At 58.4% G+C, this 20,505-nt stretch carries 21 protein-coding genes; 14 read left to right on the top strand and 7 right to left on the bottom strand.

What is annotated here, in order from left to right:
* Window positions 1–163: 163 nt before the first annotated feature.
* Window positions 164–652: a DUF3015 domain-containing protein gene (locus PMI36_RS24850; protein WP_007901840.1), complete on the bottom strand. Its 489-nt coding sequence runs from the start codon at window positions 650–652 to the stop codon at window positions 164–166.
* 275 nt (window positions 653–927) lie between these two features.
* On the opposite strand from PMI36_RS24850, the gene PMI36_RS24845 reads away from it, so the two are divergent.
* Entirely contained in the window at window positions 928–3,366 is a 2,439-nt protein-coding gene (locus PMI36_RS24845; protein WP_008068396.1) for a Lon protease family protein, read from the top strand.
* A gap of 68 nt (window positions 3,367–3,434) precedes the next feature.
* Here PMI36_RS24845 and PMI36_RS0129380 read toward each other — a convergent pair whose 3' ends face one another.
* Window positions 3,435–3,686, bottom strand: a complete 252-nt coding sequence (locus PMI36_RS0129380) for a hypothetical protein (protein ID WP_032830119.1) — start codon at window positions 3,684–3,686, stop codon at window positions 3,435–3,437.
* On the opposite strand from PMI36_RS0129380, the gene PMI36_RS24840 reads away from it, so the two are divergent.
* Window positions 3,685–4,026 carry a PA4575 family protein gene (locus PMI36_RS24840; protein WP_007901845.1) on the top strand — a complete coding sequence of 114 codons (342 nt, stop codon included), beginning with the start codon at window positions 3,685–3,687 and terminating at the stop codon, window positions 4,024–4,026. The two genes, PMI36_RS0129380 and PMI36_RS24840, sit on opposite strands and share 2 nt — an antisense overlap.
* A 5-nt stretch (window positions 4,027–4,031) precedes the next feature.
* Here the strand turns inward: PMI36_RS24840 and PMI36_RS24835 are convergent, their stop codons facing one another.
* Window positions 4,032–5,861: a hypothetical protein gene (locus tag PMI36_RS24835; protein WP_008068397.1), complete on the bottom strand. Its 1,830-nt coding sequence runs from the start codon at window positions 5,859–5,861 to the stop codon at window positions 4,032–4,034.
* 160 nt (window positions 5,862–6,021) lie between these two features.
* Here PMI36_RS24835 and PMI36_RS24830 point away from each other — a divergent pair, with 160 nt between their 5' ends.
* The 3 genes from PMI36_RS24830 to PMI36_RS24820 all read left to right on the top strand — a co-directional run bounded on the left by PMI36_RS24830 (window position 6,022) and on the right by PMI36_RS24820 (window position 7,757).
* Window positions 6,022–6,510: a TIGR00645 family protein gene (locus tag PMI36_RS24830; RefSeq protein WP_007901849.1), complete on the top strand. Its 489-nt coding sequence runs from the start codon at window positions 6,022–6,024 to the stop codon at window positions 6,508–6,510.
* Window positions 6,511–6,712: 202 nt separating this feature from the next.
* Window positions 6,713–7,009, top strand: coding sequence for a DUF6482 family protein (locus tag PMI36_RS24825; protein WP_007901853.1), 297 nt, complete (start codon window positions 6,713–6,715; stop codon window positions 7,007–7,009).
* Window positions 7,010–7,139: 130 nt separating this feature from the next.
* Window positions 7,140–7,757, top strand: coding sequence for an FKBP-type peptidyl-prolyl cis-trans isomerase (locus tag PMI36_RS24820; RefSeq protein ID WP_007901858.1), 618 nt, complete (start codon window positions 7,140–7,142; stop codon window positions 7,755–7,757).
* A gap of 143 nt (window positions 7,758–7,900) precedes the next feature.
* On the opposite strand, the gene PMI36_RS24815 is transcribed toward PMI36_RS24820, so the two are convergent.
* The 3 genes from PMI36_RS24815 to PMI36_RS24805 form a co-directional block, all read right to left on the bottom strand.
* Window positions 7,901–8,158: a PA4570 family protein gene (locus PMI36_RS24815; protein WP_008068398.1), complete on the bottom strand. Its 258-nt coding sequence runs from the start codon at window positions 8,156–8,158 to the stop codon at window positions 7,901–7,903.
* A 206-nt stretch (window positions 8,159–8,364) separates the two neighbouring features.
* Window positions 8,365–8,706 carry a zinc ribbon domain-containing protein YjdM gene (locus tag PMI36_RS24810; RefSeq protein ID WP_007970912.1) on the bottom strand — a complete coding sequence of 114 codons (342 nt, stop codon included), beginning with the start codon at window positions 8,704–8,706 and terminating at the stop codon, window positions 8,365–8,367.
* Between the two features lie 154 nt (window positions 8,707–8,860).
* Window positions 8,861–9,829 (bottom strand): polyprenyl synthetase family protein, encoded by a 969-nt coding sequence (locus PMI36_RS24805; protein ID WP_008008687.1) that lies wholly within the window; start codon window positions 9,827–9,829, stop codon window positions 8,861–8,863.
* 240 nt (window positions 9,830–10,069) lie between these two features.
* Here PMI36_RS24805 and rplU point away from each other — a divergent pair, with 240 nt between their 5' ends.
* The 5 genes from rplU to PMI36_RS24780 all read left to right on the top strand — a co-directional run bounded on the left by rplU (window position 10,070) and on the right by PMI36_RS24780 (window position 13,831).
* Window positions 10,070–10,384 (top strand): 50S ribosomal protein L21, encoded by a 315-nt coding sequence (gene rplU / locus PMI36_RS24800; protein WP_007901869.1) that lies wholly within the window; start codon window positions 10,070–10,072, stop codon window positions 10,382–10,384.
* Between the two features lie 35 nt (window positions 10,385–10,419).
* Complete coding sequence (rpmA, locus tag PMI36_RS24795) at window positions 10,420–10,695, top strand: 50S ribosomal protein L27 (protein WP_007901871.1); 276 nt, start codon at window positions 10,420–10,422, stop codon at window positions 10,693–10,695.
* A gap of 193 nt (window positions 10,696–10,888) precedes the next feature.
* On the top strand, window positions 10,889–12,112 hold the full coding sequence (gene cgtA, locus PMI36_RS24790) for an Obg family GTPase CgtA (protein ID WP_007901876.1): 1,224 nt from the start codon (window positions 10,889–10,891) through the stop codon (window positions 12,110–12,112).
* Between the two features lie 123 nt (window positions 12,113–12,235).
* Complete coding sequence (proB, locus tag PMI36_RS24785) at window positions 12,236–13,354, top strand: glutamate 5-kinase (RefSeq protein ID WP_032830120.1); 1,119 nt, start codon at window positions 12,236–12,238, stop codon at window positions 13,352–13,354.
* 12 nt (window positions 13,355–13,366) lie between these two features.
* The gene (locus PMI36_RS24780) at window positions 13,367–13,831 is read left to right on the top strand and encodes a CreA family protein (protein ID WP_008068400.1); all 465 of its coding nucleotides are present in this window, start codon (window positions 13,367–13,369) and stop codon (window positions 13,829–13,831) included.
* Window positions 13,832–14,016: 185 nt separating this feature from the next.
* On the opposite strand, the gene rpsT is transcribed toward PMI36_RS24780, so the two are convergent.
* Complete coding sequence (gene rpsT / locus PMI36_RS24775; RefSeq protein ID WP_007901883.1) at window positions 14,017–14,295, bottom strand: 30S ribosomal protein S20; 279 nt, start codon at window positions 14,293–14,295, stop codon at window positions 14,017–14,019.
* A gap of 252 nt (window positions 14,296–14,547) precedes the next feature.
* Here rpsT and murJ point away from each other — a divergent pair, with 252 nt between their 5' ends.
* The 4 genes from murJ to lspA all read left to right on the top strand — a co-directional run bounded on the left by murJ (window position 14,548) and on the right by lspA (window position 20,503).
* Complete coding sequence (gene murJ, locus PMI36_RS24770) at window positions 14,548–16,086, top strand: murein biosynthesis integral membrane protein MurJ (RefSeq protein ID WP_008068401.1); 1,539 nt, start codon at window positions 14,548–14,550, stop codon at window positions 16,084–16,086.
* Between the two features lie 129 nt (window positions 16,087–16,215).
* Window positions 16,216–17,166, top strand: coding sequence for a bifunctional riboflavin kinase/FAD synthetase (ribF, locus tag PMI36_RS24765; RefSeq protein WP_008068404.1), 951 nt, complete (start codon window positions 16,216–16,218; stop codon window positions 17,164–17,166).
* Window positions 17,167–19,998, top strand: a complete 2,832-nt coding sequence (gene ileS / locus PMI36_RS24760; protein ID WP_008068405.1) for an isoleucine--tRNA ligase — start codon at window positions 17,167–17,169, stop codon at window positions 19,996–19,998. It abuts the gene before it with no gap.
* Window positions 19,991–20,503 (top strand): signal peptidase II, encoded by a 513-nt coding sequence (lspA, locus tag PMI36_RS24755; protein WP_007901890.1) that lies wholly within the window; start codon window positions 19,991–19,993, stop codon window positions 20,501–20,503. The genes ileS and lspA overlap by 8 nt, the downstream gene beginning before the upstream one ends.
* Window positions 20,504–20,505 lie beyond the last annotated feature (2 nt).

Raw genomic sequence — 20,505 nt, forward strand, 5'->3', positions numbered from 1 at the left:
CGGCACAGTCAACATTGATGTTGCCTGACACATCGCCTTCGCGAGCAAGCCCGCTCCCACAGGTTTCGCACCTTAACTGACTGGTATTACCCAAAGGGGCAGACCAAAAGGGCCAGGTCCAAAAAACAAAACCCGCTCCCCGAAAGGAGCGGGCCGGTCGAGATTAAGCTTGAGTAGCGTACTTGGCCAGACGAGGGTCGCTTTTCAGCACGGCCAGGGTGTTGGTATGCACGTCATCAGCGGTCACGTCAGCTTTGCTGAAGATTTGCTGGAAGTGCTGATGAGTCACAGCGGCGAAATGCGCACGGTCTTCCGGCGCCACGCCCAGTACCACGGCGTAAGTGGTCAGCGCTTCGCCCTGACCTTTGGCCATGTCTTCGGACAACTCGTTCATCATGCCATTCATGGCGATCCAGGATTTGCCGCCATAGGTCAGCGATGCATTAGTCGAGCAACCGTTGGTGCCGGAGGTCATACCGAACGTTGCGTTACCGGAAGTGCCGTTAGTGGTGGATGCCAGGAAGTGTGCCGGGGTGCCACGCTGACCTTCGAACAGCATGTTGCCCCAACCGCAGTCCGGACCGCCTGGCGCCTGAGCCATGGCGTTGATGGATACAGCGGTGAAGAGAGTACCGAGAAGAATCCGTTTCATAGCTATGTTCTCTTTGTGTGCATACCAATGGACAAGGGTGCTGGCCCCTAATGGTGCCAGTGGGCCGGTTATCATCCAGCCGCGCAGCTTGGAGTTTAGGCAGGTTCCGGGGGTTCCGTTACTTTTTGCGAAACATTCCCTGAAAACATTGATTTTGACCCCTTCGGCCCGAGACTGAGGGATTGTCCAGGCTTTGGCTTGAGGTGCGCCTTGCCAGTGAGGTACGGGCAGCGCCAGAATGCCGCTATCTGCCCCGCCTGATGTAAGGAAGCCCGATGCCTGATCCTGTTGCTGCCAGCTTGCGTCTAGCGCCTGAAGCGCTGACCCGTCCGTTTTCCGCTGAACAGTTCAGCTTCTCTACCACCAATGATCTGGAGCCCTTCCGCGGTGTGCTTGGCCAGGAACGTGCGGTTGAAGCCTTGCAGTTCGGTGTGGCCATGCCACGCCCCGGTTATAACGTATTCGTCATGGGCGAGCCCGGCACCGGCCGGTTTTCGTTCGTCAAACGCTACCTCAAGGCCGAAGGCAAGCGCCTGCAGACCCCGGCGGACTGGGTTTACGTCAATAATTTCGATGAGCCACGCGAGCCTCGTGCGTTGGAATTGCCGTCGGGCACCGCCGGTGCCTTCATCGGTGATATCAACGGCTTGATCGACAACCTGCTGGCGACCTTTCCGGCGGTGTTCGAGCACCCGTCCTACCAGCAGAAGAAAAGCGCCATCGACCGCGCTTTCAATCAGCGTTATGACCGTGCACTGGATGTGATCGAGCGTCTGGCGCTGGAGAAAGAGGTCGCGCTGTACCGCGACAGCAGCAACATCGCCTTCACCCCGATGAGCGAAGGCAAGGCACTGGATGAGGCGGAATTCGCCCAGTTGCCGGAAGCCGAGCGCGAACGTTTTCATGACGACATTTCCGGGCTGGAAGAGCGGTTGAACGAAGAACTCGCCAGCCTGCCGCAATGGAAGCGCGAGTCGAGCAATCAACTGCGTCAGCTCAACGAAGAAACCATCACCCTGGCCTTGCAGCCATTGCTCGCTCCGCTGTCGGAAAAGTACGCGGAAAACGCAGGCGTTTGCGGTTACCTGCAAGCGATGCAGGTGTACCTGCTCAAGACGGTGGTCGAGCAACTGGTGGACGACAGCAAGACCGACGCCATCGCCCGCAAATTGCTCGAAGAGCAATACGCCCCGAGCCTGGTGGTCGGTCATCCGTTCAGCGGCGGTGCGCCAGTGGTCTTCGAACCGCACCCGACCTACGACAACCTGTTCGGTCGCATCGAATACAGCACCGACCAAGGCGCGCTCTACACCACCTATCGGCAGCTGCGACCGGGTGCGCTGCACCGGGCCAACGGCGGTTTTCTGATCCTCGAAGCGGAAAAAATGCTCAGCGAGCCTTTCGTCTGGGATGCGCTCAAACGCGCCCTGCAATCGCGCAAGCTGAAAATGGAATCGCCGCTGGGCGAGCTGGGCCGTCTGGCCACTGTGACGCTGACACCGCAACACATTCCGTTGCAGGTCAAAGTCGTGATCATCGGCGCCCGGCAGTTGTATTACACGCTGCAAGACCTCGATCCGGACTTCCAGGAGATGTTTCGTGTCCTGGTGGATTTCGATGAAGACATCCCGATGGTCGACGAGAGCCTGGAGCAGTTCGCCCAGTTGCTCAAAACCCGTACGTCCGAGGAAGGCATGGCGCCGCTGACCGCCGATGCGGTGGCGCGTCTGGCGACTTACAGCGCGCGTCTGGCGGAGCACCAGGGGCGATTGTCGGCGCGGATCGGCGATCTGTTCCAGCTGGTCAGCGAGGCGGATTTCATTCGCGACCTGGCGGGCGACGACATGACTGACGCCGGGCACATCGAGCGTGCGCTCAAGGCCAAGGCCACCCGTACCGGGCGTGTTTCGGCGCGGATTCTCGATGACATGCTGGCCGGGATCATCCTGATCGACACCGATGGCGCGGCGGTTGGCAAGTGCAACGGGCTGACGGTACTGGAAGTCGGCGATTCGGCCTTCGGGATACCGGCGCGGATTTCCGCCACGGTTTATCCGGGCGGCAGCGGCATCGTCGACATCGAGCGCGAGGTCAACCTCGGTCAGCCGATTCACTCCAAAGGCGTGATGATCCTTACCGGGTATCTGGGCAGCCGTTATGCCCAGGAATTTCCGCTGGCGATTTCCGCGAGTATCGCCCTGGAGCAGTCCTACGGTTATGTCGACGGTGACAGCGCGTCTCTGGGGGAGGCATGCACGCTGATCTCGGCCTTGTCGAAAACCCCGCTCAAGCAGTGTTTCGCGATTACCGGTTCGATCAACCAGTTCGGTGAAGTGCAGGCGGTGGGTGGGGTCAACGAGAAGATCGAAGGTTTCTTCCGGCTCTGCGAAGCCCGTGGTTTGACGGGGGAGCAAGGGGCGATCATTCCTCAGGCCAACGTTGCCACGCTGATGCTCGACGAGAAGGTGCTGGCGGCGGTACGCGCGGGGCAGTTCCATGTCTACGCGGTGCGCCAGGCCGACGAGGCTCTGAGCCTGTTGGTCGGCGAGCCGGCCGGTGCGCCGGATGAGAATGGCGCATTCCCTGAAGGCAGCATCAACGCGCGGGTAGTGGAACGCTTGCGGGTGATTGCGGAAATGATCAGCGAGGAAGACCTCAAGGAAGCCGAAAAGGAGTTGGCGCAGGAAGCGATGCTGGAAATCAAACCGGCCTGACACAATCCCCCGTGTGGGAGCGGGCTTGCTCGCGAAGACTGACTAACATTCAACATCAATGTCGACTGTTATGCCATCTTCGCGAGCAAGCCCGCTCCCACAGGTTCTGTAGTGTTTTGCAGACTGTATTCAATGCAAAAGAGCGCCATCGAAATGGCGTCAATATTCACGCAGCGACCACTCGGCACCTTCTGATTCTGGTTCGCGTGCGAGCCAGACTTTTCTTCTATTATCTGCTCAAGGATATCGACAGTAATCACTGGATCGAGACAGCCTTCCCGTGGAGGCTGAATACCGGATCTACCGAGGGTCGCCGCCATGTCGCGCAACCTCTGTCTCACCCGTCAATGCCTGGGCCTTGTGACCCGTATCGAATGTGCTATCCGCCCGCTGGCGGGAGATACGGGCATGTGGACCTTGCTCTTCGCCGCCGGAATGGCCGGCGAGCAGCCTTCTGCCATCAAGGCCCAAGGCCCGTTCCGTGGGCCGGTCGTGGCGGAATCGATCCTCGACACCATCGTTGAAAGTCTGACCTTGCATGGTTACGAGCTGGCCGACGACCCGCAAATCTGGTGCCTGCATCTGCAAGCCCAGTTGCGAGAGATCAATGGTGGTCGTTACCGCAACCTTAGCGGACCCGAGTTTCGGCCCGAGCACTGAACAGGCTATTGATCAAGGCTGCCTGGCTCAGCCTTGTCGAGTTTGACCTCAAACCCATATTGCACGGTGGTGAGGTTCGTTCGCTGATAAGTTTCCAGGCGTGTGGGCTGGCCATAGAAGTAATGCACTGCAAATAACGCCGGGCCTTGTGCGCTCGCGTCGTGACTGACCGACAGAATCTCTTTCAAATAATTGCCGCTGTCGTCCTTGGCGAAAAAACGCCAGTCCTGGGCGGGAAACAGTTTCAAATCAACCACCAACGCATTCCCTTTGAATTCCAGGCCTTTGGGCAACTGGCGGGCGTCGTATGTTTGCTGGTCGATAGTCGCCAGAAAGTGCGGCATGGAGCCCACGGCGTAGGCCGGTGTTTGCGGAAACAGGTTCAGATCATAGGTGATGGCGCCGCGGATCGGATCGACCTCATACGCCTCCGGCGGCAGCTCTATCGGCCCATCGCGCTGGTCATTGCGGTCTTGGATAAAGAACGTCACCGGGCTTTCGCCGGGATTGAAAGAGGTGCCGAGCAATTCGTCATTGAAGCTTCTGGGGTGATTGAATTCGATGCGGGCGGCACTTGGGTCATCGACCGACTGACTGATGCTGATGCTTTTTTTCAGTTGCTCCTCGCTCAACGTTGCGCCCTTGAGCCAAGTCGCAGCCTGGTCGTCATACACCACCACCGGCAAGGTCAGCGGCTGGATGGTTTTTTTCGTGGTGTGCGGGTCGAAGCGGCGTATCGGCAGGTTCAGGTCCTTGTGGGTCACCGTGACCGCCGAGAAGTCCAGCAAGCTGACTTCGATGGTGTCGATCGGTCCATTGAAGTAGACCTTGGTGTAATGCCGGGTTTGTTGCTTTTCAAACGCACGCTGCTCGTCATCGAGCTGTTTTTCGAACGCTTCGCTCCACGCCTTCTGCAGTTGCATCTGCGCCAGTTGTTTTTGATAAAACGCAATTTGGGCGGCGGTTTCGTTGATCGCACCTGAACGAGAGAGGAATTGCCCGGTGGCGTCCCTGGCCTGAACGATCAATGGGGTGAGTGATATGTCACGTACCTCGGGGGCCAGCGGCGCGCTGTTACTGAATTCGATTTCGGCGTAGTTATTGCCCAGTTTCAATAAGGTGACACTGAGATTGTCGTTAGTGCGAGTCTGGCCGACGTCCTTTTTCGTCAGATCGAAGCTGTAGAGCCGGCGCGGGGAGATGACTTCCACCTTGCCTTGCAGGCTCACCGGTTGTGGTTGGCTCTTCTTGTCCACTTCCAGGCCTTCGATGAAGGGGTAGGTCACCGTCAAATCATCGGGGTGGGTCAGGTTGGAGCTCGACGGGCTCAGCTGGATGCCGGGATCGGTTTCCGACCATTCCGGCTGAAACGCGATGACGCGCTTGTTGCTCAGGGTCACCGATTGCCATTCCAGGCCATGAGGAAAAAGGAACGCGCCCGGAATGTTGAAGTTGAAGGGGAATACCGGTTGCAGATCGGTCAGGTAATCCGAGCTGGACTCCTTGTGTAACACGAACAGACCGTTAATGTAGGTGTCGACCAAGGCCTGGGGTGTGGGGTAGTGCTTGAGCACGGCGAGGGCGTCTTCGCCGTATTCGGTGACCACTGGTTTGGTGTCGAGTTTGAGTTGTGCGCGCTCGAGTAACAATAGGGAACCGCCTAGCTCGGCCACGGCATCCTTGAGTTTGGGGTCCTCGATCGTCTCCAGGGATTGTTCGAACTGTGCGATCTTTTCTTCGAGGCTGACCTGGCGTTTCTCATCGCTGGGTGAGCAGCCACCGAGCAACAATGCGAAGCAAAGCCCGGCACTCGTTAACGGCAATCGCACATCCATTTCCAGTCTTCCTGTCCGACGTCGCTGACCTGTCAATCATCTGGACACTAGCAGAAAAACTTTGTCACACACACGCAGGTTACGGATTTTCCGGCGGTTTCTGGGTGTAACAGGTGGCTGTTATACTCGCCGCCATTTCCAGCCCCTTGTGTGAGATTCAATGGAACGCTTTATCGAAAATGCAATGTACGCCTCCCGTTGGTTACTGGCGCCGATCTATTTCGGTTTGTCCCTGGGCTTGCTGGCGTTGGCACTGAAATTCTTCCAGGAAGTCTTCCACGTCATCCCTAACGTGTTCTCGATGGCCGAGTCGGATCTGATTCTGGTCCTGCTGTCGCTGATCGACATGGCGCTGGTGGGCGGCTTGTTGGTGATGGTGATGATCTCCGGTTACGAGAACTTCGTTTCTCAGCTGGATATCGACGACAGCAAGGAAAAGCTCAACTGGCTAGGCACCATGGATTCGTCTTCGTTGAAGATGAAGGTCGCGGCGTCCATCGTGGCGATTTCGTCCATCCACCTGCTACGGATCTTCATGGACGCCAAGAACGTCGATCCCGAGCATTTGAAGTGGTACGTGGTCATTCACATGACCTTCGTGGTGTCGGCGTTTGCCATGGGCTATCTGGACAAGCTGACCAAGCACTGATCGACTGATCCTTGTGGGAGCGTGGCTTGCCCGCGATAGCATCACCTCGGTCTGACGATAAACCGCGGTAATGCCATCGCGGGCAAGCCACGCTCCCACAGTTTTGTGAAACAGACGGGTGGTGTCGTCTGTGGCTTGTACTTTGGTCCGCCGAGGCATATCCATGTAGAGGTCCTGGCTCGCCACTGCCTGAGGTGCGCTCATGAACCTGCAAGAGTTGAATGCGTATGCCGTCGCCGGAAAGGTCGATGAGCTGAACCTGATCTCGATGGAAGGCGTGTTTTACGTGCTGGAGGCACGGATGCATGGCGCGGGGCATCCATTGCGCGATGCGCACGGCGAGATATTGCATCTGCGCTCGGTCGAGCATGCGCGTGAAGTGCTTCATGCCTTTCCCAAGTTGTCGTTCAACGTCGTGCATACCTCGGTTCAGGATGAAATGTGCGGTGCCAGCACCGAGGAAAGCCTGAAAGTACCGATCACTTTCCGTTCCGCGTGACAGGCCCGACACGGCTCATCAACGTGACGGCATCTGTGCTAGTCTGCTCGCCCTTTTGATTCCGGGCGCTCCGGGATGCGCTGTGCATGCACGGCAAGTTCCAGGGCCGTCCGCACAACGGAGCAGTGTCATGTCCGAAGTAAATCTGTCCACCGATGAAACCCGCGTCAGCTACGGCATTGGCCGTCAGTTGGGCGACCAGCTGCGTGACAATCCGCCACCGGGCGTTAGCCTGGACGCAATCCTGGCTGGCCTGACCGACGCGTTCGCCGGCAAGCCAAGCCGTGTGGGTCAGGAAGAAATGTCCGCCAGCTTCAAGGTTATCCGCGAAATCATGCAAGCCGAAGCTGCAGCCAAGGCTGAAGCCGCTGCTGGCGAAGGCCTGGCTTTCCTGGCGGAAAACGCCAAGCGCGAAGGCATCACCACTCTGGCTTCCGGCCTGCAATTCGAAGTGCTGACTCAAGGTGAAGGCGCCAAGCCGACCCGTGAAGACCAAGTGCGCACTCACTACCACGGCACCCTGATCGACGGCACTGTGTTCGACAGCTCCTACGATCGTGGTCAGCCTGCAGAATTCCCGGTAGGCGGCGTTATCGCTGGCTGGACCGAAGCCCTGCAACTGATGAACGCCGGCAGCAAATGGCGTCTGTACGTGCCGAGCGAACTGGCTTACGGCGCTCAAGGCGTTGGCAGCATTCCGCCGCACAGCGTACTGGTATTCGACGTCGAACTGCTCGACGTTCTGTAAGACCTGAGTGTCGGAACGGGCTCGGTCATGTGGGAGCGGGCTTGCTCGCGAATGCGGTGTGTCATTCAGCGATGATGTTGAATGTCATGACCTCTTCGCGAGCAAGCCCGCCCCCACAGGGCTCGCTCCGACATGTTGCATTTTCATAGTTCAATCTTGTTGTGCAGCTCATTCGTCGGGCGCAACGCCCGGGCATAGCAGAACAGAAACAGATTGCGCACCAGTTCCTTGAGCACCACCGGCTCGCTGGAACTTAAACCGTTGACGTCCAGATCACCCTGATCCTGCAGCTCGTTCAAGGCTTCTTCTTCAAGCACCGCACAAACTTCCCCGGTTTCCCGATGCAGGATTCTGAGGTAGGGGTGTGGGCGGTCCAGCCAGGCATCGATCAAATAAGTCATGAGTCTCATCTCCTTTGATGGGTTTCAATGAGAATAATTCTTATTCATCAAATAGCAAGGGCCTATTGGCGGTTTGTGTTTTTTTCTGTGGGGAAATGGCTGGGTGTCAAAACGAATGGCGTTTGGCTATTGCGCGGGAATGCTGGGTGATGCGGGGAAGGGCGAAGCACCATCCCGCGCCGGGCGCGGGATGGAATGCAGCAGATTCAGACTTTTCTGACGAACTCGGATTTGAGTTTCATCGGGCCGATGCCATCGATCTTGCAGTCGATGTCGTGGTCGCCATCGCACAGGCGGATGTTCTTGACCTTGGTGCCGACCTTGACCACCAACGATGTGCCTTTGACCTTGAGGTCCTTGATCACGGTGATGGTATCGCCGTCCTGCAGGACATTGCCGACCGAATCCTTTTTCACTGTGTCATCGGACGCCGCTTCGGCTTCACCGCTGGCGGACCATTCGTGGGCGCACTCGGGGCAGATCAGCTGGGTGCCGTCTTCGTAGGTGTACTCGGAATTGCATTTTGGGCAGGGTGGCAGCGTGCTCACTAAGGCTCCTTGGATTCAGGATCGCTAAAAAGCGCACATTGTATAGGGTTTTTCAGGCGCAGGGAGCTGAAAGCAAAAGATCGCAGCCTTCGGCAGCTCCTACAGGGTTTTGTGGACACCTGTAGGAGCTGCCGAAGGCTGCGATCTTTTGATCTTAATGCGTGCGGGCGACTGCGAACTCACTCAACTCAACCAGCGCATCGCGGTATTCGCTGGCGGGCAGGGCGTCGAGGCACTTGATCGCACGGGCCACATAATCGCGGGCCAGTTGCGCGGTGTAATCCAGCGAACCGGAAGCTTCAACAGCTTCGCGAATGCTTTCCAGATCTTCGATGCCACCTTTCTGGATCGCCCGACGAACCAGTGCGGCCTGCTCCGGAGTGCCTTCGCGCATGGTGTAGATCAGCGGCAGCGTCGGTTTACCTTCGGCCAGATCGTCGCCGACGTTCTTGCCCAGGGTTTCGGCGTCGCCACGATAATCCAGCAGGTCGTCGACCAATTGGAAGGCCACCCCCAGGTGATCGCCGAAGGTGCGCAGTGCTTCGCTCTGTTCTGGCGAGGCACCGGCCAGAGCGGCGGCACTGTGGGTCGAGGCTTCGAAGAGCATCGCGGTTTTGCCGCGGATGACTTCCATGTAGGTTTCTTCGGTGGTGCTGGCGTCGCGGACCTTCGACAGCTGCAACACTTCGCCTTCAGCGATGATGCGCGTGGCTTGCGAAAGGATCTTCATCACCGGCATGGAGCCCAGTTCGACCATCATTTCGAAAGAGCGCGAATACAGGAAGTCGCCCACCAGCACGCTTGGTGCATTGCCCCACATGGCGTTGGCGGTCGAGCGGCCACGGCGCATGCCGGACATGTCGACGACGTCGTCGTGCAGCAGGGTGGCGGTGTGCAGGAACTCGATGGTCGCGGCCAACAGACGCAGGTCATCGCCTTCGCGGCCGAGTGCCTTGCCGCACAGCAGCACGAGCAACGGGCGCAGGCGTTTACCGCCGGCCGAGGTAATGTAGTCGCCGATTTTCGATACCAGCGGCACTCGGGAAGTCAGCTGTTTCTTGATGATGCCGTCGACGGCGCTAAAATCGTCCGCCACCGCGCGGTAGAAAGCTTGGGGTTGCATCAGCGACAGTTGCTCCAGAAGGGTTGCGCGGCATGCTAGGACCCACGTCGGCGGGTGTCAAGGCACGATAGACGACCACTTGCAACGCTCAAGCAGCTTGCGTACAATCGCGCACCCTGAACTTCCTGGGCAGCACCTGCCTTACGCAATTGCAAACAGGCCTTCCAGCCTTATGCAGCCATGCCAGCCAATACCTCTTCTTATAAAGAGCTGGGTGAGCAGGATTATCGGAGAAATACCATGTCTTATGCAGTAATCGTTACTGGTGGCAAGCAGTACAAAGTTGCTCCAGGTGAATACCTGAAGATCGAAAAACTGGAAATTGCTACCGGCGAATCCGTTACTTTTGATCGCGTTCTGTTGGTTGCCAATGGCGACGACGTGAATATCGGCGCTCCAGTTGTTCCTGGCGCTACCGTTGTGGCTGAAGTGATCTCCCAAGGTCGTCACGATAAAGTCCGCATCATCAAGTTCCGTCGTCGTAAGCACCACATGAAGCGTATGGGCCACCGCCAGTGGTACACCGAGATCAAAATCACCGGTATTCAGGCTTAATTTCAGCCTAATTCCTCACTAGGAGAATTGAACTCATGGCACACAAAAAAGCTGGTGGTAGTACCCGTAACGGTCGCGACTCAGAAGCCAAACGCCTTGGCGTGAAGATGTATGGCGGCCAGGTTATCATTCCGGGCAACATCATCGTGCGTCAGCGCGGCACCCAATTCCACGCTGGCTACGGCGTTGGCATGGGCAAAGATCACACTCTGTTCGCTAAAATCGACGGCGTGATCAAGTTCGAAGTAAAAGGCGCCTTCGGTCGTCGTTACGTAAGCATTGTCCCGAAGACTGACGTCGTCGCGGCATAATTACGTAGTTGCTGGAAAAGCCCTGTCTTGCGACGGGGCTTTTTCGTTTGTGGGGTGAGTCTCTTGCAAAGCTGTTTGTGATGGGCTCCAGCGCTGTATTGGCGGTCGTTGATTGAGGTCGCTGCGCTCATTTTTGCAAGAGTCTTATGTCTAGGTTTTTTCGGCTCGTCCGTATGGCGAGAGGCGTTTTGTTATGAAGTTTGTTGATGAAGTATCGATTCGAGTAAAGGCCGGGGACGGCGGCAACGGTTGCATGAGCTTCCGTCGCGAAAAATTCATTGAAAACGGCGGCCCGAACGGCGGTGATGGTGGTGATGGCGGCTCGGTCTACATGGTCGCCGACGAAAACCTCAACACCCTGGTGGACTACCGTTACACCCGGCACTTCGATGCCGAGCGTGGTTCCAACGGCGGCAGCACTGACTGCACCGGCAAGAAAGGTGAGGAGCTGGTGCTGCGCGTTCCAGTTGGCACTACCGTTATCGATTCCGCGACTCAGGAAGTGATCGGCGACTTGACCAAGGCCGGCCAGCGTCTGTTGGTGGCTCATGGTGGCTGGCACGGTCTGGGTAATACTCGTTTCAAATCCAGCACCAACCGGGCGCCGCGCCAGACCACGCCGGGCAAACCGGGTGAGCAGCGCGACCTGAAACTGGAAATGAAGGTGTTGGCGGACGTCGGTCTGCTCGGTTTGCCGAACGCCGGCAAAAGTACCTTTATTCGCTCGGTATCGGCCGCCAAGCCGAAAGTCGCCGACTACCCGTTCACCACTCTGGTGCCAAACCTGGGTGTGGTCAGCGTCGATCGCTGGAAAAGCTTCGTGGTGGCGGACATTCCGGGTCTGATCGAAGGTGCTTCCGACGGCGCAGGCCTGGGGATTCGTTTCCTCAAGCACTTGTCGCGTACCCGTCTGCTGCTGCACCTCGTCGACATGGCGCCGCTGGATGACACCAGTGCTCCGGATGCCGCTGAAGTGATCGTCAGCGAGCTGACCAAGTTCAGTCCGTCCCTGGCTGAGCGTGATCGCTGGCTGGTGCTGAACAAATGCGACCAGATCCTTGAAGAAGAGCACGATGCTCGCGTCAAGGAAATCGTTGATCGTCTGGAGTGGACCGGTCCGGTCTACGTGATCTCCGCGATTGCCAAGCAAGGCACCGAGCGTCTTTGCCATGACATCATGCGTTACCTGGAAGATCGTGCCGATCGTCTGGCTAACGACCCGGCCTACAAGGAAGAGCTGGCCGAGCTCGATCAGCGTATCGAAGATGAAGCGCGTGCCCAGCTGCAGGCGCTGGACGATCAGCGTGCCCTGCGTCGCAGTGGCGTGAAGTCGGTTCATGACATCGGTGACGACGATTGGGACGAAGAAGATGTGGATGACGAAGACGGTCCGGAAATCATTTACGTGCGTGACTGATTCGTTGCGATAAACTTAAGCGCCGCTCACTAGAGCGGCGTTTTAGTATCTGGAAATCGGTAGTCACGAATAACGTTACGGGCAGCGCTGGGTCGTGCTGTCCTCAAGCTAAGGTTGAAGATGATGCGGAGCAAGGTGACAGGTGCGCAGCGTTGGGTCGTGAAGATCGGCAGCGCTTTGCTGACGGCGGACGGCAAAGGCCTGGATCGCGCGGCAATGGGTGTCTGGGTCGAACAGATGGTTGCCCTGCACGAGGCGGGAGTTGAGCTGGTGCTGGTGTCCTCCGGGGCAGTGGCGGCGGGTATGAGCCGCTTGGGCTGGACTGTACGACCCAGTGCAATGCACGAGTTGCAGGCCGCTGCCGCCATCGGTCAGATGGGGTTGGTGCAGGCTTGGGAGTCGAGCTTCGCCGAGCATGGCCGACATACCGCGCAGATTCTCCTGACTCACGACGATTTGTCCGACCGCAAGCGCTACCTGAACGCTCGCAGTACCTTGCGCGCGCTGGTCGAGCTCAAGGTGATCCCGGTGATCAACGAGAACGACACCGTGGTCACTGACGAAATCCGTTTCGGCGACAACGACACGTTGGCAGCGTTGGTGGCGAATCTGGTTGAAGCTGATTTGCTGGTGATCCTCACCGATCGCGACGGCATGTTCGACGCTGATCCGCGCAACAATCCCGATGCCAAGCTGATTTACGAGGCGCGTGCCGATGATCCGGCACTGGATGCGGTGGCTGGCAGCACGGGCGGTGCGCTGGGTCGTGGCGGCATGCAGACCAAGTTGCGCGCTGCGCGTCTGGCGGCGCGTTCCGGTGCGCACACCATCATTGTCGGCGGGCGCATTGATCGCGTGCTGGATCGTCTCAAGGCTGGCGAGCGCATCGGTACCTTGTTGTCACCTGAGCGCGGCATGCTGGCGGCGCGTAAGCAGTGGCTGGCCGGGCATCTGCAAACCCGCGGCACGCTGGTGCTGGATGCGGGGGCGGTGACGGCGTTGTCCCAGGGCAATAAAAGTTTGCTGCCGGTGGGCGTCAAACTGGTCCAGGGCAGTTTCCGTCGCGGCGAAATGGTGGTCTGCGTGGCGCCGGACGGTCGTGAAATTGCCCGTGGCCTGGCTAACTACAGTGCTCTGGAAGCACAAAAAATCATCGGTCAGTCGTCTGAGGCGATTGTCGGTCTGCTGGGTTACATGGCGGAGCCGGAACTGGTTCACCGCGATAACCTGATTCTGGTCTGAAGGAATACCTGAATGCGTGTGGCAAAAGGATTATTGGGCTTGTTGTTGGCGATGCCGCTGTTGGCTTCGGCTGATGAAATTGGCCAGGTGTCGACGGTGTTCAAGTTCGTCGGCCCGAACGACCGTATCGTTGTCGAGGCGTTTGATGATCCGAAAGTGGATGGCGTGACTTGCTACCTGTCGCGCGCCAAGACTGGCGGGGTAAAGGGTGGGTTAGGTCTGGCCGAGGATCGCGCTGAAGCTTCTATTGCGTGCCGTCAGGTCGGGCCGATCAACTTCAAGGGTGAGCTCAAGGATGGCGAGGAGGTGTTCAAGGAGCGCACGTCCCTGGTGTTCAAGACCATGCAAGTGGTGCGATTCCTCGATAAGAAGCGCAATACGCTGGTGTACCTGGTTTATAGCGATCGTTTGATCGAGGGCAGTCCGCAGAATGCGGTGACGGCGATTCCGATTTTGCCGTGGGCACACGCTCAATAAGCTAGCAAGGATCAAAATGTGGGAGCGGGCTTGCTCGCGAAGACTGGCTGACATTCAGCATCTATGTTGACTGTTACGCCGCCTTCGCGAGCAAGCTCGCTCCCACATTTTTTTTGCGTGGTGTTTGCCAAATCGCAGGCAATAAAAAACCGACCCTGAGGTCGGTTTTTTAATGAGCGTGTCGCTTAGGCAGCAGCGGCAACGTTCAGGGCCTTTACGTGGCCATTCAGGCGGCTCTTATGACGAGCAGCTTTGTTCTTGTGGATGATGCCTTTATCGGCCATACGGTCGATAACTGGCACAGCCAGAACGTAAGCAGCTTGAGCTTTGGCAGCGTCTTTTGCGTCGATGGCCTTAACTACATTCTTGATGTAGGTACGAACCATGGAACGCAGGCTGGCGTTGTGGCTGCGACGCTTCTCAGCCTGTTTTGCACGTTTTTTGGCGGAAGGTGTGTTGGCCACCGTCGAGCTCCTCGAAAGACTTTTTAGGAAATAGCAAACAAAATAGGCCGCGAATCATGCCGATGAGTTGATGTCTTGTCAAGGGCGGTTGAGACGATCCGCTAAGTGGCAGGTATAGAGCGCCGGGATATTTCTTTCCGGCGTGCGACCTGTAAACTCGCGAGCTTTGGCTCTGTGCTGTTGCGGCGCGGAGTATCGCATAAGTGGGCGCGTTGTTCGCCTGCTGTTTATCGACAGGCAAAAACTCTTTCAATGAATCTGCTCAAATCGTTGGCCGCTGTCAGCTCTATCACGATGGTTTCCCGGGTGTTGGGGTTCGTTCGCGACACCCTTATCGCTCGCGCATTTGGTGCGGGAATGGCGACCGACGCCTTCTTTATCGCCTTCAAACTGCCCAATCTGCTGCGGCGAATCTTCGCTGAGGGAGCATTTTCCCAGGCGTTCGTGCCGATTCTCGCCGAATATAAAAGCCAGAAGGGCGAGGAGGCGACGCGAACCTTCATTGCCTACGTCTCGGGCCTGCTGACGCTGGTGCTGGCGCTGGTCACCGCGCTGGGCATGCTCGCTGCGCCTTGGGTCATCTGGGCTACGGCGCCGGGTTTCGTCACGACCCCGGAAAAATTCGAGCTGACCACCGATCTGCTGCGGGTCACTTTTCCTTATATATTGCTGATCTCCCTGTCTTCATTGGCCGGCGCGATCCTCAATACCTGGAACCGCTTCTCGGTCCCGGCCTTCGTGCCGACCCTGCTCAATGTCAGCATGATCGTCTTTGCGGTGTTCCTGACGCCGTATTTCGATCCGCCGGTAATGGCGCTGGGCTGGGCCGTTCTGGTAGGTGGTCTGGCTCAGTTGCTGTTTCAACTGCCGCACCTGAAGAAGATCGGCATGTTGGTGCTGCCGCGCCTGAGTCTGCGCGATAGCGGTGTCTGGCGGGTCATGAAGCAGATGTTGCCAGCGATCATCGGCGTTTCGGTGAGCCAGATTTCGCTGATCATCAACACCATATTTGCTTCGTTTCTGGTGGCCGGTTCCGTTTCTTGGATGTATTACGCCGATCGCCTGATGGAATTGCCATCCGGTGTGCTGGGTGTGGCACTGGGCACGATTCTGCTGCCGACCCTGGCCAGGACTTATGCCAGCCAGGATCGCCACGAATACTCGCGGATCCTCGATTGGGGGCTGCGCCTGTGCTTCATGCTGGTATTACCGTGCGCCCTGGCGCTGGGGATTCTGGCTGAGCCGCTGACGGTTTCGTTGTTCCAGTACGGCCAATTCAGCGCATTCGATGCGGCCATGACTCAGCGCGCGTTGATTGCCTATTCCGTCGGTTTGCTGGGGATTATCGTGATCAAAGTGCTGGCGCCAGGCTTTTATGCGCAACAAAACATCCGGACTCCGGTAAAAATCGCGATTTTCACCCTGATCGTCACTCAGCTTTTCAACCTGGTGCTGATCGGTCCGCTGGCTCATGCTGGTCTGGCTCTGGCCATCAGCGCGGGCGCCTGCATCAATGCCGGACTGTTGTTCTATCAGTTGCGCAAGCAGCAGATGTATCAGCCGCAGCCGGGCTGGGCGAAGTTCGGGCTCAAATTGTTGGTGGCGGTTTCGGTGATGTCCGCGGTATTGCTGGGCGCAATGCACTTTATGCCCGCCTGGGCGGAAGGGCATATGCTGGAGCGTTTGCTGCGTCTGGGCGCATTGGTGATCGCCGGCGTGGCGGTCTATTTCGGCATGTTGCTGTTGATGGGCTTCCGTTTGCGCGACTTCAATCGCAAGGCCTTGAACTGAGGCTTTTGTCTCGATAAACACGGGCGGGCCGGCAGTTTTGTCGGCTCGATCACTTTGGGTTACGGTGTTGCCTGTCGTCGGCCGCCGGGTGTGGTTATAATCGACCACTTTATGAGCAAGAAGCGCGTTATGCAGCTGGTTCGAGGCCTCCACAACCTGCGCCCCCAGCATCGGGGCTGTGTCGCCACTATTGGCAACTTTGACGGTGTTCACCGTGGTCACCAGGCTATCCTGGCCCGGCTGCGTGAGCGTGCGCTCGAGTTGGGCGTGCCCAGCTGCGTGGTGATTTTTGAGCCGCAGCCGCGAGAATTCTTCGCCCCGGACACCGCCCCGGCCCGTCTGGCCCGCTTGCGGGACAAACTGCAGCTGCTGGCCGAAGAGGGCGTCGACCGGGTGCTGTGCCTGGCGTTCAATCAGCGCCTGAGCAAACTCAGCGCCAACGAATTCGTCGATACTATTCTGGTGGACGGCCTCGGCGTGCAGCATCTGGAGGTCGGCGACGATTTCCGTTTCGGCTGTGACCGGCTAGGGGATTTCGATTTCCTGCAACAGGCCGGCGTCCTTCAGGGGTTTACCGTCGAAGCGGCGCAGACCGTTGTGCTGGACGGCATTCGTGTCAGCAGCACTCAGGTGCGTAACGCCCTGGCCGCTGCCGATTTTGCCTTGGCCGAGCGGCTGCTCGGTCGTCCGTACCGGATTGCCGGGCGGGTCCTGCATGGCCAGAAGCTTGCGCGCCAGCTCGGTACGCCGACCGCCAACATACAACTCAAGCGTCGTCGTGTGCCGCTGTCCGGGGTTTATCTGGTCAACGTCGACATCGACGGCAAGACCTGGCCAGGCGTCGCCAATATCGGCGTGCGGCCAACGGTCCAAGGTGATGGCAAAGCCCACCTTGAAGTACATCTTTTAGATTTTGCCGGCGATCTGTATGACCGGCGTTTGACGGTGGTTTTCCACCACAAGCTGCGTGAAGAGCAGCGTTTCGCCTCTCTGGAGGCGCTTAAGACGGCGATCAATGCGGATGTCGCCGCCGCCCGTGCCCTGTCGCACCTAGCGCCAATCGCTAATGAAGAGCCTTAAATGACCGACTATAAAGCCACGCTAAACCTTCCGGACACCGCCTTCCCAATGAAGGCCGGCCTGCCTCAGCGCGAACCGCAGATTCTGCAGCGCTGGGACAGCATTGGCCTGTACGGTAAGTTGCGCGAGATTGGCAAGGATCGTCCGAAGTTCGTACTTCACGACGGTCCTCCGTACGCCAACGGCACGATTCACATCGGTCATGCGCTGAACAAGATTCTCAAGGACATGATCATCCGCTCGAAAACCCTGTCGGGTTTCGACGCGCCTTATGTTCCGGGCTGGGACTGCCACGGCCTGCCGATCGAGCACAAAGTCGAAGTGACCCACGGCAAGAACCTGGGCGCGGACAAAACCCGTGAACTGTGCCGTGCCTACGCCACCGAGCAGATCGAAGGCCAGAAGTCCGAATTCATCCGTCTGGGCGTGTTGGGCGATTTCGCCAACCCGTACAAAACCATGGACTTCAAAAACGAGGCCGGTGAAATCCGCGCCCTGGCGGAAATCGTCAAGGGTGGCTTCGTGTTCAAGGGCCTGAAGCCTGTGAACTGGTGCTTTGACTGTGGTTCGGCCCTGGCTGAAGCGGAAGTCGAGTACGAGAACAAAAAATCCGCGACCATCGACGTGGCGTTCCCGATTGCTGACGAAGCCAAACTGGCTGCCGCGTTCGGTCTGCCATCGCTGGGCAAACCTGCTTCGATCGTGATCTGGACCACCACCCCGTGGACCATCCCGGCCAACCAGGCGCTGAACGTTCACCCAGAGTTCAACTACGCCCTGGTCGACGTCGGCGACAAACTGCTGGTGCTGGCTGAAGAGCTGGTCGAGTCGTGCCTGGCCCGCTACAGCCTGGAAGGTTCGGTCATTGCGACCACCACCGGTAAAGCACTGGAACTGATCAACTTCCGTCACCCCTTCTACGATCGTCTGTCGCCGGTTTACCTGGCCGAATACGTCGAACTGGGCGCGGGCACCGGTGTGGTTCACTCCTCGCCAGCCTACGGCGTAGACGACTTCGTGACCTGTAAAGCCTATGGCATGGTCAACGATGACATCCTCAATCCGGTGCAAAGCAACGGCGTGTACGCGACGTCGCTGGAGTTTTTCGGCGGCCAGTTCATCTGGAAGGCCAACCCGGCCATCGTCGACAAACTGTCGGAAGTCGGCTCGCTGCTGCACACCGAAACCATTGAACACAGCTACATGCACTGCTGGCGTCACAAGACCCCGCTGATCTACCGCGCCACCGCGCAGTGGTTCATCGGCATGGACAAAGAGCCTGCAACCGGCGAAACCCTGCGCAAGCGGGCGATCAAAGCCATCGAAGAGACAAAATTCGTTCCGGCCTGGGGCCAGGCGCGTCTGCACTCGATGATCGCCAACCGTCCTGACTGGTGCATCTCCCGTCAGCGCAACTGGGGCGTGCCGATCCCGTTCTTCCTGAACAAGGAAAGCGGCGAGCTGCACCCACGCACTGTCGAACTGATGGAAATCGTTGCCCAGCGCGTCGAAGTCGAAGGCATCGAAGCCTGGTTCAAGATGGACGCCGCCGAGTTGCTCGGTGAAGAAGCGCCGCTGTACGACAAGATCAGCGACACCCTGGACGTCTGGTTCGACTCGGGCACCACGCACTGGCACGTCCTGCGCGGCTCGCACTCGATGGGCCACGAGACCGGTCCACGCGCCGACCTGTACCTGGAAGGTTCGGACCAACACCGCGGCTGGTTCCACTCGTCGTTGCTGACCGGTTGTGCCATCGACGACCACGCCCCGTACCGCGAGCTGCTGACCCACGGTTTCACCGTCGACGAGTCCGGCCGCAAAATGTCCAAGTCTTTGGGCAACGTGATCGCGCCGCAGAAGGTCAACGACACCTTGGGCGCCGATATCATGCGTCTGTGGGTCGCTTCTACCGACTACTCGGGTGAAATGGCGGTTTCCGAGCAGATCCTGCAACGCAGTGCGGACGCCTACCGGCGCATCCGTAACACCGCGCGCTTCCTGCTTTCCAACCTGACCGGTTTCAACCCGGCCACCGACATCCTGCCGGCCGAAGAAATGCTGGCGCTGGACCGTTGGGCCGTGGATCGCACCCTGCTGCTGCAACGCGAGCTGCAAGAGCACTACGGCGAATACCGCTTCTGGAACGTCTACTCCAAGATCCACAACTTCTGCGTGCAGGAGCTGGGTGGTTTCTACCTCGACATCATCAAGGACCGTCAGTACACCACTGGCGCCAACAGCAAGGCCCGTCGTTCGGCGCAAACCGCGCTGTACCACATCAGCGAAGCGCTGGTGCGCTGGATCGCGCCAATCCTGGCGTTCACCGCCGACGAGCTGTGGCAGTACCTGCCGGGCGAGCGTAACGAGTCTGTGATGCTCAACACCTGGTACGAAGGCCTGACCGAATTGCCGGAAGGCTTCGAGCTGGACCGCGCCTACTGGGAGCGGATCATGGCGGTGAAGGTGGCGGTCAACAAGGAAATGGAGATCCAGCGTGCGGCCAAGGCCGTCGGTGGCAACCTGCAAGCCGAAGTGACGCTGTTCGCCGAAGACGCGCTGAGCGCCGATCTGGCCAAGCTGAGCAACGAACTGCGCTTCGTGTTGATTACCTCGACTGCCACCGTTGCACCGTTCGTGCAGGCTCCGGCAGACGCGGTGGTCACCGAAGTCGGCGGCCTGAAGCTCAAAGTGGTCAAGTCGAGCCATGCCAAGTGCGCCCGTTGCTGGCACTGCCGTGAAGACGTCGGCGTGAACCCGGAGCATCCGGAAATCTGCGGTCGTTGCGTCGACAACATCAGCGGCGCTGGCGAGGTTCGTCACTATGCCTAATGCCGTTGGCCGTTTCGGACGGCTGAGCTGGCTCTGGTTGAGTTTGCTGGTCCTGGTCATCGACCAGGCCAGCAAGTTCTACTTCGAAGGCTCGCTGAGCATGTACCAGCAAATCGTGGTGATCCCCGATTACTTCAGCTGGACCCTGGCCTACAACACTGGCGCGGCGTTCAGTTTCCTGGCTGACAGCTCGGGTTGGCAGCGCTGGCTGTTCGCCCTGATCGCGGTGGTGGTCAGTGCGGTGCTGGTAGTCTGGCTCAAGCGCCTGGGGCGCAACGAAACCTGGCTGGCAGTCGCCTTGGCGCTGGTGCTGGGTGGCGCGCTGGGTAACCTGTACGACCGCATTGCCTTGGGCCATGTGATCGATTTCATTCTGGTGCATTGGCAGAACCGCTGGTATTTCCCGGCATTCAACTTTGCCGACAGTGCAATTTCTGTCGGTGCCGTGATGCTTGCGCTGGATATGTTCAAAAGTAAAAAGACCGGAGAAACCGTTCATGACTGAAC

Source organism: Pseudomonas sp. GM79 (assembly GCF_000282495.1).
Classification (GTDB): Bacteria; Pseudomonadota; Gammaproteobacteria; order Pseudomonadales; family Pseudomonadaceae; genus Aquipseudomonas.

Excerpts from the sequence above, each read along its gene's own strand:
- ileS (WP_008068405.1), top strand. The coding sequence starts at position 17,167 with ATGACCGACTATAAAGCCACGCTAAACCTTCCGGACACCGCCTTCCCA.
- PMI36_RS24830 (WP_007901849.1), top strand. The coding sequence starts at position 6,022 with ATGGAACGCTTTATCGAAAATGCAATGTACGCCTCCCGTTGGTTACTG.
- PMI36_RS24835 (WP_008068397.1), bottom strand. The coding sequence starts at position 5,861 with ATGGATGTGCGATTGCCGTTAACGAGTGCCGGGCTTTGCTTCGCATTG.
- PMI36_RS24845 (WP_008068396.1), top strand. The coding sequence starts at position 928 with ATGCCTGATCCTGTTGCTGCCAGCTTGCGTCTAGCGCCTGAAGCGCTG.
- PMI36_RS0129380 (WP_032830119.1), bottom strand. The coding sequence starts at position 3,686 with ATGGCGGCGACCCTCGGTAGATCCGGTATTCAGCCTCCACGGGAAGGC.
- proB (WP_032830120.1), top strand. The coding sequence starts at position 12,236 with ATGCGGAGCAAGGTGACAGGTGCGCAGCGTTGGGTCGTGAAGATCGGC.
- cgtA (WP_007901876.1), top strand. The coding sequence starts at position 10,889 with ATGAAGTTTGTTGATGAAGTATCGATTCGAGTAAAGGCCGGGGACGGC.
- PMI36_RS24820 (WP_007901858.1), top strand. The coding sequence starts at position 7,140 with ATGTCCGAAGTAAATCTGTCCACCGATGAAACCCGCGTCAGCTACGGC.
- murJ (WP_008068401.1), top strand. The coding sequence starts at position 14,548 with ATGAATCTGCTCAAATCGTTGGCCGCTGTCAGCTCTATCACGATGGTT.
- lspA (WP_007901890.1), top strand. The coding sequence starts at position 19,991 with ATGCCTAATGCCGTTGGCCGTTTCGGACGGCTGAGCTGGCTCTGGTTG.
- ribF (WP_008068404.1), top strand. The coding sequence starts at position 16,216 with ATGCAGCTGGTTCGAGGCCTCCACAACCTGCGCCCCCAGCATCGGGGC.
- PMI36_RS24805 (WP_008008687.1), bottom strand. The coding sequence starts at position 9,829 with ATGCAACCCCAAGCTTTCTACCGCGCGGTGGCGGACGATTTTAGCGCC.
- PMI36_RS24850 (WP_007901840.1), bottom strand. The coding sequence starts at position 652 with ATGAAACGGATTCTTCTCGGTACTCTCTTCACCGCTGTATCCATCAAC.
- rplU (WP_007901869.1), top strand. The coding sequence starts at position 10,070 with ATGTCTTATGCAGTAATCGTTACTGGTGGCAAGCAGTACAAAGTTGCT.
- PMI36_RS24825 (WP_007901853.1), top strand. The coding sequence starts at position 6,713 with ATGAACCTGCAAGAGTTGAATGCGTATGCCGTCGCCGGAAAGGTCGAT.
- PMI36_RS24840 (WP_007901845.1), top strand. The coding sequence starts at position 3,685 with ATGTCGCGCAACCTCTGTCTCACCCGTCAATGCCTGGGCCTTGTGACC.
- PMI36_RS24780 (WP_008068400.1), top strand. The coding sequence starts at position 13,367 with ATGCGTGTGGCAAAAGGATTATTGGGCTTGTTGTTGGCGATGCCGCTG.
- rpmA (WP_007901871.1), top strand. The coding sequence starts at position 10,420 with ATGGCACACAAAAAAGCTGGTGGTAGTACCCGTAACGGTCGCGACTCA.
- PMI36_RS24815 (WP_008068398.1), bottom strand. The coding sequence starts at position 8,158 with ATGACTTATTTGATCGATGCCTGGCTGGACCGCCCACACCCCTACCTC.